Source organism: Pedobacter agri, assembly GCF_032678665.1.
Classification (GTDB): Bacteria; Bacteroidota; Bacteroidia; order Sphingobacteriales; family Sphingobacteriaceae; genus Pedobacter; species Pedobacter agri_A.
The window spans coordinates 493511-510463 of sequence record NZ_JAVTSH010000002.1; the positions used below are offsets into that span (position 1 = coordinate 493511).

General features: G+C 37.4%; 10 protein-coding genes and 1 CRISPR repeat array (1 of these 11 running past the window's edge). Of the genes, 6 read left to right on the top strand and 4 right to left on the bottom strand.

All coding sequences use genetic code 11. The annotated features are described in order from the left end of the window. Positions 1-661: a CRISPR direct-repeat array (repeat unit 46 nt; unit sequence GTTGTGATTTGCTTTCATTCTTTGAACTACTGATATTTACAACAAC); it begins 3102 nt to the left of the window's first position. A gap of 112 nt (positions 662-773) precedes the next feature. Genes cas2 through cas9 form a run of 3 tightly spaced genes read right to left on the bottom strand, consistent with a single transcriptional unit; the run spans position 774 to position 6569 of the window. Beyond that, a complete protein-coding gene (gene cas2, locus R2Q70_RS05730; protein WP_316806685.1) occupies positions 774-1103 on the bottom strand; it encodes a CRISPR-associated endonuclease Cas2 in 330 nt (109 codons plus the stop codon). Positions 1104-1106: 3 nt separating this feature from the next. Next, positions 1107-2138, bottom strand: a complete 1032-nt coding sequence (cas1, locus tag R2Q70_RS05735) for a type II CRISPR-associated endonuclease Cas1 (protein ID WP_316806686.1) — start codon at positions 2136-2138, stop codon at positions 1107-1109. A 3-nt stretch (positions 2139-2141) separates the two neighbouring features. Then, positions 2142-6569, bottom strand: coding sequence for a type II CRISPR RNA-guided endonuclease Cas9 (cas9, locus tag R2Q70_RS05740; RefSeq protein ID WP_316806687.1), 4428 nt, complete (start codon positions 6567-6569; stop codon positions 2142-2144). A 327-nt stretch (positions 6570-6896) separates the two neighbouring features. Here cas9 and guaB point away from each other — a divergent pair, with 327 nt between their 5' ends. The 4 genes from guaB to R2Q70_RS05760 all read left to right on the top strand — a co-directional run bounded on the left by guaB (position 6897) and on the right by R2Q70_RS05760 (position 13641). Beyond that, positions 6897-8366, top strand: a complete 1470-nt coding sequence (guaB, locus tag R2Q70_RS05745; protein ID WP_316806688.1) for an IMP dehydrogenase — start codon at positions 6897-6899, stop codon at positions 8364-8366. Between the two features lie 1394 nt (positions 8367-9760). Beyond that, entirely contained in the window at positions 9761-12340 is a 2580-nt protein-coding gene (locus R2Q70_RS05750) for a TonB-dependent receptor (RefSeq protein ID WP_316806689.1), read from the top strand. A 173-nt stretch (positions 12341-12513) separates the two neighbouring features. Next, the gene (locus R2Q70_RS05755) at positions 12514-13107 is read left to right on the top strand and encodes a TIGR00730 family Rossman fold protein (protein WP_010602541.1); all 594 of its coding nucleotides are present in this window, start codon (positions 12514-12516) and stop codon (positions 13105-13107) included. Between the two features lie 69 nt (positions 13108-13176). Beyond that, entirely contained in the window at positions 13177-13641 is a 465-nt protein-coding gene (locus tag R2Q70_RS05760; protein WP_116167907.1) for a MaoC family dehydratase, read from the top strand. Between the two features lie 28 nt (positions 13642-13669). On the opposite strand, the gene R2Q70_RS05765 is transcribed toward R2Q70_RS05760, so the two are convergent. Further along, positions 13670-14113: a DUF2721 domain-containing protein gene (locus R2Q70_RS05765; RefSeq protein ID WP_316806690.1), complete on the bottom strand. Its 444-nt coding sequence runs from the start codon at positions 14111-14113 to the stop codon at positions 13670-13672. A gap of 622 nt (positions 14114-14735) precedes the next feature. On the opposite strand from R2Q70_RS05765, the gene R2Q70_RS05770 reads away from it, so the two are divergent. Beyond that, positions 14736-16364 (top strand): acyl-CoA carboxylase subunit beta, encoded by a 1629-nt coding sequence (locus tag R2Q70_RS05770; RefSeq protein WP_316806691.1) that lies wholly within the window; start codon positions 14736-14738, stop codon positions 16362-16364. A gap of 36 nt (positions 16365-16400) precedes the next feature. Beyond that, positions 16401-16946 carry a hypothetical protein gene (locus tag R2Q70_RS05775; RefSeq protein ID WP_316806692.1) on the top strand — a complete coding sequence of 182 codons (546 nt, stop codon included), beginning with the start codon at positions 16401-16403 and terminating at the stop codon, positions 16944-16946. Positions 16947-16953 lie beyond the last annotated feature (7 nt).

The following is a 16953-nucleotide window of genomic DNA, read 5'->3' on the forward strand; positions in this document are numbered from 1 at the left end:
AATTATTGAGTTGTGATTTGCTTTCATTCTTTGAACTACTGATATTTACAACAACTCTTTCGCGGTAAATACAATATTGAAGCCCGTTGTGATTTGCTTTCATTCTTTGAACTACTGATATTTACAACAACCCGCCGAGGTAATGAATTTGGTGGAGCAAGTTGTGATTTGCTTTCATTCTTTGAACTACTGATATTTACAACAACTGTAGCGGCTATGCTCATATCTAAATCAGAGTTGTGATTTGCTTTCATTCTTTGAACTACTGATATTTACAACAACCGCGATTTTAAAGGCTACTGGTTGCCGAAAGTTGTGATTTGCTTTCATTCTTTGAACTACTGATATTTACAACAACCAACATTTTCCAAACCGTGCCATTTGCCCCGTTGTGATTTGCTTTCATTCTTTGAACTACTGATATTTACAACAACACCGCATCGCCAATAGCCTGACCCAAAGAAGTTGTGATTTGCTTTCATTCTTTGAACTACTGATATTTACAACAACTCATTATAGATTTCCCCGTTTTGGTCATAGTTGTGATTTGCTTTCATTCTTTGAACTACTGATATTTACAACAACTTTAAAAGAAAGAGGTATACTTGTCGAAGAGTTGTGATTTGCTTTCATTCTTTGAACTACTGATATTTACAACAACATAGCATAGTTCAAGAAATTCATTATCAAATAGTTACAGGGAAAATTAGAATTAAAAAATCCGGTGGTTTTATTGCCACTGGATTAAGTTCTACTAAGAAAAAATATTTCTGCTAAAATAACTCCAGCTGCTGCGGTGTATCGGGCAATGCTTTCTCTGCCTTGCCGTAAAATAGTTCCATTGCACCAAATTGTTTATCGGTTACTGTCATAATGCCAATATGCCCTTTTGATGGTAATAGATTTTTTACCCTTCGAATATGGACATCTGCATTCTCTCTACTGCTGCAATGACGCAAATAAATAGAAAATTGAAACATGCTAAAGCCGTCCCGTTGCAGCTCCTTCCTAAAGCGGGTATAAATCTGCCGCTCTTTTTTGGTTTCGGTAGGTAAATCAAAGAAAACTAATACCCACAAAATTCGATATTGGTTAAAACGCATAACCTAAAAAGGTAAATTCTGCTCATCGTCTAATTTTTTATCGTAGAATCCTTGATCTTCTGCAACTTGGTTTATTGCATGAATTGATGTCTTATCACGATGAACTAGCCGTTTTTCAAATTCCATCATCTGCGGATATACAATTTTTCGTAATACACCTTCATAGCATTTGGCTAAAGATGAGGTGGTTTGCTGCAGCCCAACCATTAATGGACTGGTGCCTCGTTCCATTTGCACATCTACAGTGGCAATTCCTAGCAGCCTGCTTTTAATTTCTGTTCCAAGTTCTAAAAAATTCAAACCTTCATCAATAATTTTTAATACTATTTCGTCTACATAAGGACGATAGGGTTCCATAATGTCATCAGCTAAACAGTAAGCATTATATTTATTTCTATGATGAATGCCGAGCGTAGGGAGTAGGCCAGATGAAACCAATCCACGGGCAACAATTGCCCTTAAAATGGCATACCCATAATTCAGCAAGTTATTCGGAGGATCGCCTTCTCTACCTCTAAAAAAATCGATTTTTTTAGGAAAAATATTTTTCCAATAATAGGCAGCCGCTCTACCTTCAAAATTGTCAGGATCACCAGAACGCACCGATTTTGCCCAATGTATCAGGTTTTCGAAAGCAATACCTCTTTTAGCTAGCACCGCAGCTTGATTAAGTATTTTGTATTGTATGGTTTGTTGCCATAAATTCTTTTTCAGAGGTTGCGAAGCATCAATTTGGTAACGAAATCGTTCGCTTTGAGTATGACCACCATCTAGGGGTAAAAACATACCTGTTGGATGATGGGTGTTGTTGCAGATTATAATGGCAGCATTATTGCCTAACAGGGCTGCCATGCAGGAGTGTGTAATGGTAATCTGCTGATGATCTAAGATGATTATACCAATATCTTCTATAGGGACATATTTTTTACTTTCTTTTTCACCGAGTAGCTTTAAATGTGGCAAATCAATTTGCAATTGTTTGTCTTTTAGATTGAGATAAGCAGGGTTGCCGAAGTGGAGTGTACGTTTAATCATAGCTTATGCTTCTGAAATATAGCCTAAACGGTCAACTTTTAGTTTGATGCAAACATCCTTAATTTGCTTTCCGTCTAAGCTTGCAGTTTTTGTGTCGTAAGAACCTGTTAGTTTGTTTTTCTTTGCATCGTATTTCATATCCACCTCTTTTGCAAAGATTGCCTTTGCAAGTGTATTAGGGTAAAAATAACAAGTAGATGAAAAATCATTCACGTTATACAAACGCTTAATTTGACTAATAGACAAATTTCCAAATTCAATGCTACTTTCATTTTCAATCTCCTCGTGGGTTGGAATATATACTAAGTCGTTCGGAGAAAGTGAAAATACAAATTGCCCATCTAGCCAAGCTTTAGGTATTTTTAAGATATTTTTCTGTTCTTCTTGCGTCAAAGTCGCTCTCCACTTTAAATGCTCAACAATTTCATCAAATGGAACTGAAGAAAATTTTCTTTTATTATCGCTTCCCAATACAACCGCATAAAACAAATTAGGAGAGCCTTGTACAAATTTTTTATGTTTACAGCCTTTTTCGCCTAAAGAAAATCTACCATTACCTACTTCATACATTCTTACTTTAAGGATTGGCTGATGGTATTTTCCTTTATTCAAAGCGATAATATTTTTATTCATATCCTCGATTCCTTCAGGAGAAAAAGCAATATCCGGGTTGTTATCACAGTTTACTAAGTGTCTGTTCAATATTTTTTGAATCCCTGTATCTGTAATTTTTGATATTTTCTCCATAGTAAAAGTATTGTCCAGACTTTTGCGAGTTGCTGTAATAAAATTACCTTTATCTACTTTTAGCCAAGGCAAATCTATTTTACCCGAAATAGTTTGTTCGTGTAAGGTCTTTCGTATTGCCCATCCTGCATTTTTTTGAGGGATGATTTCCTTCTTAGGTTTGCCATCTCCTCCAATTCTCAAGTTCCCATTCTCATCATGATAGCTTTCATAGTAGTTTGTGGCTTTATTGATTACTCTCAGGTTCTGTTTAAAGCTTACAATAATTTTTTCAAGATTATTTTTTGCATCAATGGTAAAGCTGCTCCAAGGCTTTAAAAATTGCTTTGGTATATCTCTTTCAATTCTTTCACCTGATTGAGGGTGATTATACACGGCTTTTTCAAACTGCATCAGCTTGCGTTTCAAATCATAGCGCTTGGTATCCGATTTTGCAGATTGGTTGTTGAGCAAATTCACATGATCTTTGGTAGCGCAGGCAATCACTAAAGCATCCAAAGCATGGTGACGATGGTCAATTCTTTTCTTTGAAAATCCTTTGGACAATTCAATCGGAACTGTTGGCAGAAACTTCTGATGATTTTCATTCCAGGCGGTGAAGTGTGTAGCATTGGTCAGTTGGTTTAGGCGTTCAAATCTAGGCAAAATCAAGTCATTCCACACATCATTCAAGCCCCAGTCTTGCTTAAGTTGAGAAGTTATTTTACCATTTCCGGGTACAATATTTTTAGAGTTTACCCCTTCGTCGGAACCGTCTTCTACACGAACAATGTTTGACAATACACCCGAAATGTATTTACTGATATGGCGGGTATCATTCAATTGTCGCTCAATCATTTTTTCAGGAATTTCATCCAGCATTAACTTATTTCGTTTACCGCGGTTCTTGGCGTAATGCTGTTTTACAAAATCTTCATAAGCTTCTTGTTTTAATATTGTAACCTTTTTCCCCATTCCACATTCTACAACAGAACCTCCAAACTTTTTAATAAAAGCCAAACCGATGAAGTTGTCTTTCAATTTGTTTACGGCTGCTTCGCAGATGATTTTGTTGCTAAAGCTATCATCAAAATATCGGCTCTGTGGGATAATATGTTCAATTTCATATTCAGGCGTAAACAATCTGTTGAGCGGTATGATTTCACCTGTGTAAGGCGAACGATATTTTTGCTCCAGCCAAAGTTTATACCGCTTCAAATCGGATGATGAGGGTTGTGCCGTTTTACTAATCTTTAAAATATCATCTTCAATTTGTATATCAGAATTTAAAACGCCATCCTCATATACTTTCAATATCTCTTGCTGCATTGGCGAGACCGGAAGTACATTTTCCACCGTTGTATCATTTAACATTTCAGCCAATAAAGCTTTTATGCGTAAATTGGTATTTTCATTTTCGCTCATTCTTTTCGTAGCACTTTCTCTTTCATCTTTTGTTAGCTTCATCTCACGCCCCAACTCAATATGGATCTCGTCAAAAAAATCTTTGGCGCCATTTCCATATTTTATCCAAATGTCTTTTACGACACGAAGCGTTTCAGTTATTACCTGTTCCACTATCGGGTTATGAAGTGAATGTTGCTTAAAGTCTTTTAAGAATGCTTCCAAATCATCGGCACTATTCCATTTGCCGGTTATTGCGGCTTCCGAATGTCGACCGTAAACAATATACTGTGCCAGCCACAATTGCAATCCTTGAAAATGATTTTCACTTGTAAGATTGATGGCTTTATCTCTTACCTTGTCCTTAATGTTTTCATCGTACTCTCCGGTAATAATTTTTTGAATGCGGTCTTTCGATTGTTCATTAATGGCATCATAGTTCCAGTATTTTCCCAACCTCATCAAAGGCAATAATTTTTTAATCGCTTTTTCTGAAAAAGAACCATACTCACTTTTGAACGGTGGAAATTTTTTGAACGCTTCGAAGAAAGAATTCTCATTCAAATTGTTTTTAGTGGCAAAGGATTTTAATGCTTTTTCATATTCTGTTTTATCATTTACAGAATAGATGATGTGCCAGATTTTCTGTTCTATTTCTCTCGTCAAAAAATCATCATTAATGTTTTCTACTTTATCTAACCTTGATGAAATCATTGTTTTGGTTTCGTTGCAAGGATACTTTTTATCCTCAACATAATTCCAACGGTATTTTTCAACTTCAGCATTCAGCAGTTTTCCTTTATGCCCTTTTTGTTCCAACAAAAATTTAAGCAAAGGTTTTTGCTCTATTTCTTTTCTGCTATTTAAGAACGTAAACAAGTTTTCAAAGTCTTCAGTCGTATTTAAAAATTCGTTGGTAAGGTTGGTAGTATCATCATCCTTTTTGTAGATGTTTAAATTGTACAACCATTGCCAGATGCGGAATTCCTGATAATAGGGATTGGACTTAGGAATAGCCTTTAGGTACTGCGTATGCTCCACGCCGTCACCATCTTTGTATTTTCTAAACTCCAAAGTGCAATTGGAAATGGACGATTTTTGGCTTCTCAATGGTCGCTGATAAAAAATAATATCCTCCACAAAAAGATGAACGAAATCTTTTTTACTCAGCGTTAATTGATGTGCTTCGTTATTACGGTATAGTTCACGCACACAATCATTATACAAATCTTCATTTTGTAATTCAGGATGAAACTCTTTTTGCTTTTCTAAAATCTGTTTGAGCTCCTGCTTGTAAAATTTCCGTTCGATAGTACGAACGAGTTTGCCTTTTATTTTTTGTTTCGGATTTTGAAGTAAGGTGTCATAGATATAGGTGCCTACAGTTTTTTGAGAATGATCAATTTCCTGTTCAGTTTTCTTTTTTACCAGTGTCCAGTCAGTTTCAGCAGGCGCTCTGAAACTGCGCTTTACATTACCTTCTTTATCTCTCTTTTCCGAACCGTCATCATTCAAGTCTGTAGTAACAATAAAATCCTTTGTTTTACCTTTCCAATCAAATAAAGGTATTTTGCTTGAACGCCTGTAAATCCAGCCATTTTCCAAAACCAACGAATACCAAATATCTGACTTGCCTTTTTGAGGTTCATCGGCCAAAACATCAACAACCTTTAAGGAATAAAACTCCAACAATTTATTTGGGTTTTCTTCTTCCTCTTCACCACGCAGTTGATAATAGCCACGCTTTTGATTAAAATTCAAAAGTATCCAGGCCAGTTCTTCCTTGTCAATTCGCTCACTTAGTGCTTTTTTGCGGAGATAATAAATTGTCCAGTCGTATGGCACTAACTTTTCCTCTCCTTTATCATTTTTCAGGATTTGTGGTTGATGCTCTTTACAATCTTCCAACATTTCATTGAATGAAATTTTGAAAACAAACCCTTCATTATTGTACGCCAATTTCGGTTCTGTTTCATCTAAAAACTTGCCCAGCCGTTTTTCAAAATCAATTTGCGAAGCATAATGTTTTGGAAGAAAATCCAAAACATTTAAAATCCTCTGCAATCTTTCCCTTCTTAAAAGAAATCTTTCACGCAATCTTCTCACGCTTCTATATCCTGTACGTTCAGCAGTTTGAGAAACGGAGTTTCCTTTTCCAAAATCTCCTAAAATATCTTGCGCCATCGGAATAACTCTGCTTCCCATCCCAAGAATTTCGCCCTGTTTATTGTCAAAATATTGTTGAACCAACGCCCAACCGATGCTATTAGTTCCTAAATCTAATCCTAAAATTTTTTTCATGTTAATTCAGATTTCCTTAAAAATAGAAATTAAAAATATTTAAAGATTACGGTTTCCCGTATTCTCCATGTTAAAAATTAATTCTATATTTGTTTCGAAAGCAAATCACAATAAGGATTATTCCGTTGTGAAAACATTTGGGTTGCCTCTTGTCCACAAATCAGGAGGCTTTTTTATGCATAAACATTTCCTTTGTAGATTTTAAGGCAGGGCAACTCGCCTTTTTTATTTTTAGCTTTTTACACTTTAAAAACATATTGCTGTTTTTTAAATCAACTTATTTCGTGTATCTTTGCCTGGCAAATAATAAATCGTAATTTATTTGCTATGCAACTCGACTCCACAAAATTTATTGCTACAGGTTTAACTTATGACGACGTACTTCTGGTACCCGCATATTCTGAAATTCTGCCTCGTGATGTAAATACTGCCACTTTTCTAACTAAAAAAATTAAGCTTAACGTTCCATTGATTTCTGCTGCAATGGATACCGTAACAGAAGCTGAACTTGCCATTGCGATTGCGCAAAATGGTGGGATTGGAATGTTACACAAAAACATGACCATTAACAGACAGGCCGAAGAGGTTCGTAAAGTAAAACGTTCTGAAAGCGGAATGATTCAGGATCCGGTTACTTTGTTGGAAACAGCTGTTGTTGCAGATGCTTTTAAAATCATGAAAGAGCATAAAATCGGCGGCATACCGGTGGTAAGTAATGATAATAAACTGGTAGGTATTATCACAAATCGCGATTTGCGTTTCCAGAAAAATATGCAACGCCCTATTGCAGAAGTAATGACTAAAGATAATTTAATCATTGCTCCTGAAGGAACTACGCTGGTTCAGGCAGAAGAAATTCTTCAAAACCATAAAATTGAGAAACTACCAGTAGTTTCAAAAGATGGTTACTTAAGCGGATTAATTACTTTCAAAGATATTTCTAAAGTTAAAAACTACCCGGTTGCGTGTAAAGATGAGCGTGGGCGTTTACGCGTTGGTGCTGCAGTGGGTGTTACTGCCGATACTTTACAACGAGTGGATGCATTAGTTAATGCAGGTGTTGATGTAATCACCATCGATACTGCACACGGACATTCGAAAGGCGTGGTAGATAAACTGAAAGAAGTGAAAGCCAAATATCCTGATTTGCAAGTGATTGTTGGTAATATTGCAACAGGAGCAGCTGCTAAATTTTTAGCCGATGCTGGTGCCGATGCTGTAAAAGTGGGTATTGGCCCAGGTTCGATTTGTACCACGAGAATTATTGCAGGCGTTGGTGTTCCGCAATTATATGCCGTTTATGAATGTGCCAAAGCATTAAAAGGTACAGGCGTTCCGGTAATTGCCGATGGAGGCATTAAACATACCGGCGATATCGCAAAAGCAATTGCATCAGGTGCAAGTACTGTAATGGCCGGATCGTTATTTGCAGGAGTAGAAGAATCTCCGGGCGAAACGATCATTTACGAAGGACGTAAATTCAAATCTTACCGCGGAATGGGTTCTATCGAAGCGATGGAGCAGGGATCTAAAGATCGTTATTTCCAGGATGTGGAAGATGATATCAAAAAACTGGTTCCTGAAGGTATTGTTGGTCGTGTGCCATTCAAAGGCACTTTAGCTGAAGTGATGTATCAATATATCGGTGGTTTACGTGCCAGTATGGGTTACTGCGGTGCTGCAAGTATTGAAGCACTACAGGAAGCACAATTTGTTCAAATTACTGCTGCGGGTATGCGTGAGAGTCATCCACATGATATTACGATTACCAAAGAAGCACCGAATTATACGAGGTAAGTAAAAAGTAGAAAGTGAAAAGTAGAAAGTAAAAAGGTTTGGGTTTAGCCGTCATTTTAACCGAAGTCGGGAAATCTTTTTAATTATAATAAAGAAACGGGGTATCGCTAAAGATAACCCCGTTTTATTTTTAGAGCCAAATTTTAATCTTTTGTAAACGAACGTTATCATTAATGGCTTTTGCAGTCCTGCCATTCGCTGTAGCCCTCGTAAAAAACTCGGGGCTGCCGCTGCTGTCAGGTTTAGGTACTAAATACCTGCAATTCCTGACTCAAAATTTTTCAATTCAACACAGCTATAATTCGTCGTTTCGACCGCAGTGGAGAAATCTTTTAATTGCAATAAAGAAACGGGTATTGCTAAAGATAATACCGTTTTATTTTTAAGTTCAAATTTTAATGTTTTGTAAATGAAAGTTATCATTAATGGCTTTTGCAGTCCTGCCATTCGCTGTAGCCCTCGTAAAAAACTCGGGGCTGCCGCTGCTGTCAGGTTTAGGTACTACAGACTGTGCATTTTGGCTGGAAATACCTCGAGTTCCCTAGCTCACAAATTTTCAATTCAATACAGCTATAATTTGTCATTTCGACTGCAGTGGAGAAATCTTTTAATTGTAATAAAGAAACGGGTATCGCTAAAGATAACCCCGTTTTGGTTTTAGACCCAAATTTTAATGTTTTATAAATGAACGTTATCATTAATGGCTTTTGCAGTCCTGCCATTCGCTGTAGCCCTCGTCAAAAACTCGGGGCTGAAGCTGCTGTCAGGTTTAGGTACTAAATACCTGCAATTCCCTGACTCAAAATTTTTCAATTCAACACAGCTATAATTCGTCATTTCGACCGCAGTGGAGAAATCTTTTAAGTCAGGTCTGAAAGGATGATCACCCATTTATTTCTAATGCTAAATTTCAATATTTTGAAAATGAATGTTATCATTAATGGCTTTTGCAGTCCTGTCATTCGCTGTAGCCTCGTAGAAAAACTTAGCACAGCCGTTGTTTTCAAAAAGTTACTAAACTTAATAAACATCATGCCTGTCAGAGTTAGTAACTTTATCAATAGTTTAGTGGAAAGCCAACTGATATCATAAGCTAAGCAATTGCTTTTCAAAAAAAACATCACATCGTTCGCGAATTTTAATATAGTGAAGATGCCGATTTAAGAAATTAAGTCGTTGATAATCCATTTTGAAAAACTATTTGCAAAATAAAATTTGGCTGCTGCTTTTTTTTAATATATTTGTCGACTAAATCCATAGATTTTATATAATTAAACATGAAACAGATCGCTCAAAATTTAAAAATATGTTGTTGTTGTACGCTCAGTGCCCAAATCAAACATTTCCGAACGGATAAATAATCAAAAATCTAAACCAGACATTTATAAATCATCATGAAACAAAGTTTACTCATCTTATTTTCAATTATACTCTCTGCAAGTACTGCATTCGCTCAAAATACAGTGAAAGGAATAGTAAAAGGTGCTAATGGCATCACAATACCAGGCGCAACTGTTACGGTAAGGGGAACAAAAATTGCGACCATTACCGATACGAATGGCGCTTTTAACATCGATGCCCGACAACAACCACCATTTTATATCCGCGTAAGCTACGTAGGTTACAAACCACAAGATTTTCAAATTTTACAGCTTCAGGAAAGTCCGATAGAATTAACGTTGGTAGAAGATACCCAACTTGATGAGATTGTGGTAACTTCAAGACGGCGATCGGAAGTTTTACAGGATGTGCCTATCCCGATCACCGTAATTGGCGGTCAGGCTGCAGAAAATGCAGGTGCTTTTAATGTAAACCGCCTAAAAGAATTAGTTCCATCGGTACAATTATATGCTTCAAACGCCAGAAATACAACCCTTAACATTCGTGGTTTAGGTTCTACATTTGGTTTAACAAATGATGGTATCGATCCTGGAGTAGGTTTTTATGTCGACGGCGTTTACCATGCCCGTCCGGCAGCAACCTCCACAGACTTTCTTGATATCGAACAAATCGAAGTAATTCGCGGTCCGCAGGGAACATTATTTGGTAAAAATACTACTGCCGGTGCATTTAATATTACTACTACAAAACCTACTCAAACGCCAACAGCAAAAGTAGAAATGAGCGTAGGTAATTATAATTTCATTCAAGCTAAAACTTCTGTATCTGGTGGTGTAGCCAAAAACCTGGCGGCAAAAATTTCAATTTCTGGTACGCAACGGGATGGTACAATTTGGAATACACGCGAAGAGCGAAAGTATAGCGGACAAAACAATCTGGGTTTTAAAGGGCAGTTGTATTTTACACCATCAGATAAATTGAAGATTTTATTAAGTGGCGATGTAAGTATTCAACATCCGGCAGGTTACCCTTTGGTAATTGCAGGAGTTACGCAAACCGAAAGAAGTGCTTACCGCCAATACGCAAGAATTGTTTCCGATTTAGGCTATCAACAACCTAAAATTGATCCATTTTCAAGAGAAATCAATACCAATACACCATGGAGACATAACCAGTCAATCGGTGGAATTTCATTAAACGTTGATTATAAAATTGGTGGCGGAACCTTAACTTCAACTACCGCATGGAGGTTCTGGAACTGGGATCCTACCAATGACAGAGATTTTTCTGAATTGGCTGCATTAACCAAATCTCAGGGTAATTCCCGTCATGATCAGTATTCGCAGGAAATTAGGTATGCCGGAAACATCACTGAAAAACTGAGTGGTGTAGTGGGCGTGTTTTTATTGGGCCAAAATTTACAGGGCTTAGGTCAAACGGAAGAAGTGGGTAAAGACCAGTGGCGATTTGTGCAAACCGCTAACACAGGCGCTCAAGCTTTATATTCAACACCAGGTTTATTAGACGGGTTCGGAATCAAAACCAACTCAACAATTAAATCGTTAAGTGCTGCGGTTTTCGGGCAAGTTGATTGGGAAGTGTTAAAAAACTTACACGTATTGCCAGGTTTGAGATTCACCTACGACAAAAAAGATGTGGATTACGATCGTAATACTTATGGTGGTTTACAAACTACCGATGCAGCATTGTTAGCGCTTAAAGCCGCTGTATACGCCAATCAGCAGTTTACTACTAATGTAGATAACAACAATTTATCTGGAAATATTACGGTATCATATCGCCCAACGCCTAAGTTAAATGCTTACGCAACTTTTTCTACGGCTTACAAACCAGTAGGTGTTAATGTTGGTGGTTTGCCAACTACGTCAAACGGACAAGCTGATTTATCAGTTGCTGTAGTTAAACCAGAATATGTAGAGCACTATGAGTTGGGTTTAAAAACAAAGCCATTTAAAGGGGCAATTTTAAACGTTACCGCATTTAATACCGACATCAAAGATTATCAAACAAATGTTCAATCGCCACAACTAGGGGTAAATAGGGGTTATCTGGCAAATGCCGAAAAGGTAAACGTAAAGGGCTTAGAGATTGATGGAACTTATCAGTTAGAAAGATTTTTAACTTTAAATGCAGCATTGGCTTACCTTGATGGTAAATATGTAACCTTTACCAATGCACCACTTCCATTAGAAGAAACCGGCCATACAGAAATAATAAATGGTGTGGCAACGCAGGTGGCATTTAAAGATGCATCGGGTGGTCGATTGCCGGGTATCTCGAAATGGAATATATCTGGAGGTGCGGAGTTTAGTACGCCGGGAAACCTCGCCACTAAACCTGGTCGGTATTTTATTGCTGGTGACGCGAGTTACCGCTCAACTTACTCTTCAAACCCTACGCCATCAAGTGTGTTAAATGTTCAAGGTTATTCATTATTGAATGCCCGTTTAGGATTTAAGTCTGATAAGTTCTCGGTATTTGTATGGAGCAGAAATATTGCTAACAAAAACTATTATGAACAACTGCAGGCGGCAGCAGGTAATTCTGGTTTATATGCCGGTGTACTTGGTGATCCGAGAACTTACGGTGCTACTTTCCGTTATAGTTTCTAATTTCTCTCACATATACATTGTTCAGGAAGGGTAGTGGAAGCTACCCTTTTTTTATATGATACGATTTTACTCATGGAATTTCATAATGCTGCCAAATGAGGTGTAACAGCATTGTGTAGAATTTGTATTTACAGAAAGCTGATAAAATCTTAACTTCGTGAAAAATTTTTTAAATGAATAAACTTAATTCTGTTTGCGTTTACTGCGGATCAAATTTTAATGGAGACCCGGAATTGCGCAAAGCGATTAAACAGTTAGCCGATGTTCTGGTAAAACAAAACATTAAAATGGTTTACGGAGGTGGAAGTGTTGGGGTGATGGGTGTGATTGCTGATGACATTTTGCAGGCTGGGGGTACGGTAACAGGTGTAATTCCGCAGTTTTTGATGGATAAGGAAGTCGGGCATAAAGGGGTAACTGAAATGATCATTACTGAAAATATGCACCAGCGGAAACAAAAAATGGCCGATTTGAGTGATGGGTTTATTATTTTGCCCGGAGGTTTTGGTACCCTCGAAGAATTTTTTGAAGTACTTACCTGGCTTCAATTAGGATTGCACAACAAACCAATTGGTGTATTAAATGTAAATGGTTTTTACGATCCTTTGTTTGCACAGATGGAAATGATGGTGCAAAGCAAATTTTTAAAATCAGCTAACCGCGATTTGGTTTTCAATGAAGCTGATGCCGAAGTTCTTGTTGATAAAATGGATCATTTCTCTGCCGTTCCGGATGAAGTTTGGTTTAGGGATAGAAATTTAACTTAAGAATTATTAATTTCATATAAACAATTTAAAAACCGCCAATCTTAAATACTGGCGAAAAGATATTTCCTAATGCAAATCATTACTTCACACGCAGAATTCGAACAATATTTAGGCAAAGAGCTTGGAGTTTCATCATGGCACACCATCACTCAAGAACAAATTAATAAATTCGCTGATGCTACCCTCGATCATCAATGGATTCATACCGATGAAGATCGGGCAAAAAATGAAGGGCCGTTCGGCGGTACCATTGCACACGGATATTTGACACTTTCATTAATTCCATTTTTATGGAAGGAAATTGTAGATATCCAAAACCTAAAAATGGAAATTAACTACGGTATTGAAAGTTTGAAGTTTGCGCAACCCGTTTTGGTTAACAGCAATATCAGGTTGAAAGCTAAGTTGGCTTCAATTGTGAACTTACGTGGGGTTACCAAAGTGCACATGGCAATAGAAATGGAAATTGAAAATCAGAAGAAACCTGCCTTTACCGGCGAAGTCGTTTTCTTATATCACTTCATTACGGCTTAACTTCTGGTGAATTAATAGATTGAAAAGACTATTCTTTTTTGAATTTTTTCTTGATGAATCCGCCAAGTGATTCCTCTTCTAGTTCTTCTAGTGTGCTGAGTTCCAGTTCTAATGCTTTGGTGCTGATTTGAATCTCGATTAAAGAGATAATCAACGATATCATAAAAAATATCAGGCTTAAAGCGAATAGGATTTCTGCAATAACATTCCATTCTAAATAGATAAAAAACATGCAGAACAAACAAAGGCAGAAACTCAACACCCCAAAAGCCTGCATGTTTTTGATCAGTCGCAAGCGATAGCGCAGGTTTTTGATTTGGTTTTGCAATCCAACATTTCTTTCTGTTTCTTCATATTTTGCTTTCAAACTTCTAACCAATGCCGCCAAAGCCAGAAAACGATTAGTATAGGCCAGCATAATTAAACTAATTGCGGGAAATAATAAAGCAGGAATATTTACGGTAAGTTCCATTAGGTAGCGTTTGCCTCAAAAATATTGTTTTAAATGGATATTTGTTGATTTAACCGCAAAGATCGCTAAGTTTTTCGCTGAGTGCGTTAAGTTTGGTAGTTTCAATTAACCACAGCGTACACGGAGATTTCACAGAGAAAAAAAGTGACAACGCCTCAATATTTGGAAGAAATAATTAAAATCTTTCTCTTTGAGATTAACCACAAAATTCATTAACTTTTTCGCAGCGTATGCAAAGTTGCGTGGTTGGATCGTTTAAAACTTCACCACAAAAAACATTTATATTTAGAAACGTAGCTCAAAGCGATGATGACTATTTCTGAATAAAATTTGAATTTTCCTCTTTGATCCGCAGCGTTATTTCTTTGTGTGCTTTGTGGTGAAAAAACTTTGTGTATTTTTCGAATGATCATTACAATTAAACTAATCAGGGATTTTTAAATTATATGGACTAAATCTTTCACTGTGACCCTCTCTACTATTTTCTTCGTATGCTTTGTGGTTAAAAATCTTTTGCGCACTTTGCGTTTTCCCTTCCCGAACTTTGCGGTTATAAAACGAGGTAGACCAGAAACCAATTCGGTCTCCACGAATTTTCTAAAATTAAATTTAAATTGCCTCCATGAATATCGAATTCAACAAAAACGAGGATGTAAATAAACAGTTGGTTTACGAACTGAAAACAAAACTTAAAAAAATCTATCAGGGTGGTGGTGAAAAAAATGCCGCTAAGCAGAAAGAAAAAGGAAAGTTATTGGCTCGTGAGCGTATTGCATACCTCATTGATAAAGGTTCAAACTTTTTAGAGGTTGGTGCTTTTACTGCCGATGGCATGTATGCGGAGCAAGGTGGTTGTCCTGCTGCTGGTGTAGTTTGCGGAATAGGTTATGTGAGCGGCAGGCAGTGTATGATTGTAGCCAATGATGCCACAGTCAAAGCCGGTGCCTGGTTTCCAATGACGGCGAAAAAAAATCTGCGGGCACAGGAAATTGCAATGGAAAACCGATTGCCTGCGATTTATCTGGTTGATAGTGCCGGCGTGTATCTGCCCATGCAGGATGAAATTTTCCCCGATAAAGAACATTTTGGTAGAATGTTTCGCAATAACGCCATCATGTCATCAGAGGGAATTGTACAAATTTCAGCCATTATGGGGGCTTGCGTTGCGGGTGGCGCATATTTGCCCATTATGAGTGATGAAGCGATGATTGTTGATAAAACGGGTTCCGTGTTTTTAGCAGGTTCTTATCTGGTAAAATCTGCTATCGGCGAAGACGTAGACAATGAAACACTTGGCGGTGCGACTACACACTGCGAAATTTCGGGTGTTACGGATTATAAACATCCTAATGATGAAGCCTGTTTAGATAGTATTCGCAACATTATGAGTATGCTTGGTGCACCTGAAAATGCAGGTTTTGATAGAATAAAATCCGTAAAGCCAAAGGAAAAAGAAGAAGAGTTATATGGCATTATTCCTGAAAACAGGGATAAACAATATGAAATCATGGATATCATCAACCGCCTGGTTGATGGATCTGATTTTGAAGAGTACAAACAAGGCTACGGGCAAAGTATCGTTTGCGGTTTAGGCCGTATTGATGGTTGGGCAGTTGGAATCGTGGCCAACCAACGTAAGGTAGTGAAATCAAAAAAAGGAGAAATGCAGTTTGGGGGCGTTATATATTCGGATAGTGCCGATAAAGCCAGCCGCTTCATTATGAATTGCAATCAGAAAAAAATCCCTTTGGTGTTTTTACAAGATGTAACAGGATTTATGGTTGGGAGCCGTTCAGAGCATGGCGGGATTATTAAAGACGGTGCTAAAATGGTGAATGCTGTAGCAAACTCTGTGGTACCTAAATTTACCATCGTGATTGGAAATTCATACGGTGCGGGTAATTATGCCATGTGTGGTAAAGCTTACGATCCAAGATTAATCTATGCCTGGCCGACAGCAAAAATAGCGGTGATGGGCGGGGCTCAGGCAGCGAAAACATTACTTCAAATCCAGGAAGCTTCACTAAAAGCGAAAGGCGAAGTAATCACTCCGGAGAAAGAAGCAGAAATGCTGAAAGAAATTACAGATAAGTACGATAGTCAAACAACACCATATTACGCCGCATCACGGCTTTGGGTTGATGGAATTATCGATCCTTTGGAAACCAGAAAGGTAATCTCAATGGGTATTGAGGCTGCAAATCAATCGCCAATCACAAAGAAATTTAGTGTAGGCATTATTCAAACTTAATTAAGCCAAAATTTTAAAAAAATAACTAAACGACCTATGTTCGGACTATTCAGAAAAAGAAATAAAGGCGTAACTGTATATGATAACATTTGGATCTCTGAGGAAGCTAAATTTCGTGCTTGCCTGGAGATGAATAAGGCCAACCCTACAATCGTTTTCATTGCCTGGTTTGAAGAAACCAGAATTGCATTAGAAAATTTTTTCCAGAAAAATAGTGTGGTCAAGCAGGTTCATCTAGCCGATCGCTTGAATGCAGGTTTTGCAGATAAGAAACTGATATTCGTAGAACATCATCCATTATCAAGCGAAGAACAGCGAATAGCAACGGAATTGGGTAAAAATGAAATTACCGTTTTATCTGCTTTATCAGAGCCCTTGTTCCAATTGTTTAATAGTGAAAAGATTATCGAGATGATGAAAAATATGGGGATAAACGAGGATGAAAAACTTGAAAATGAAATGATCAGCAATTCGGTAAGAAGAGCTCAGGAAGAAATTGCCAAAAAGAGAATAATTAGTGGATCGGCCCGATCGCAGGCAGATTGGATGCTGAATGCAGGAATAGGTCAACAGTTCAGTTAAATGCCAT

Coding starts and splice junctions, on each gene's coding strand:
- cas2 (WP_316806685.1), bottom strand. CDS start 1,103: ATGCGTTTTAACCAATATCGAATTTTGTGGGTATTAGTTTTCTTTGAT.
- cas1 (WP_316806686.1), bottom strand. CDS start 2,138: ATGATTAAACGTACACTCCACTTCGGCAACCCTGCTTATCTCAATCTA.
- cas9 (WP_316806687.1), bottom strand. CDS start 6,569: ATGAAAAAAATTTTAGGATTAGATTTAGGAACTAATAGCATCGGTTGG.
- guaB (WP_316806688.1), top strand. CDS start 6,897: ATGCAACTCGACTCCACAAAATTTATTGCTACAGGTTTAACTTATGAC.
- R2Q70_RS05750 (WP_316806689.1), top strand. CDS start 9,761: ATGAAACAAAGTTTACTCATCTTATTTTCAATTATACTCTCTGCAAGT.
- R2Q70_RS05755 (WP_010602541.1), top strand. CDS start 12,514: ATGAATAAACTTAATTCTGTTTGCGTTTACTGCGGATCAAATTTTAAT.
- R2Q70_RS05760 (WP_116167907.1), top strand. CDS start 13,177: ATGCAAATCATTACTTCACACGCAGAATTCGAACAATATTTAGGCAAA.
- R2Q70_RS05765 (WP_316806690.1), bottom strand. CDS start 14,113: ATGGAACTTACCGTAAATATTCCTGCTTTATTATTTCCCGCAATTAGT.
- R2Q70_RS05770 (WP_316806691.1), top strand. CDS start 14,736: ATGAATATCGAATTCAACAAAAACGAGGATGTAAATAAACAGTTGGTT.
- R2Q70_RS05775 (WP_316806692.1), top strand. CDS start 16,401: ATGTTCGGACTATTCAGAAAAAGAAATAAAGGCGTAACTGTATATGAT.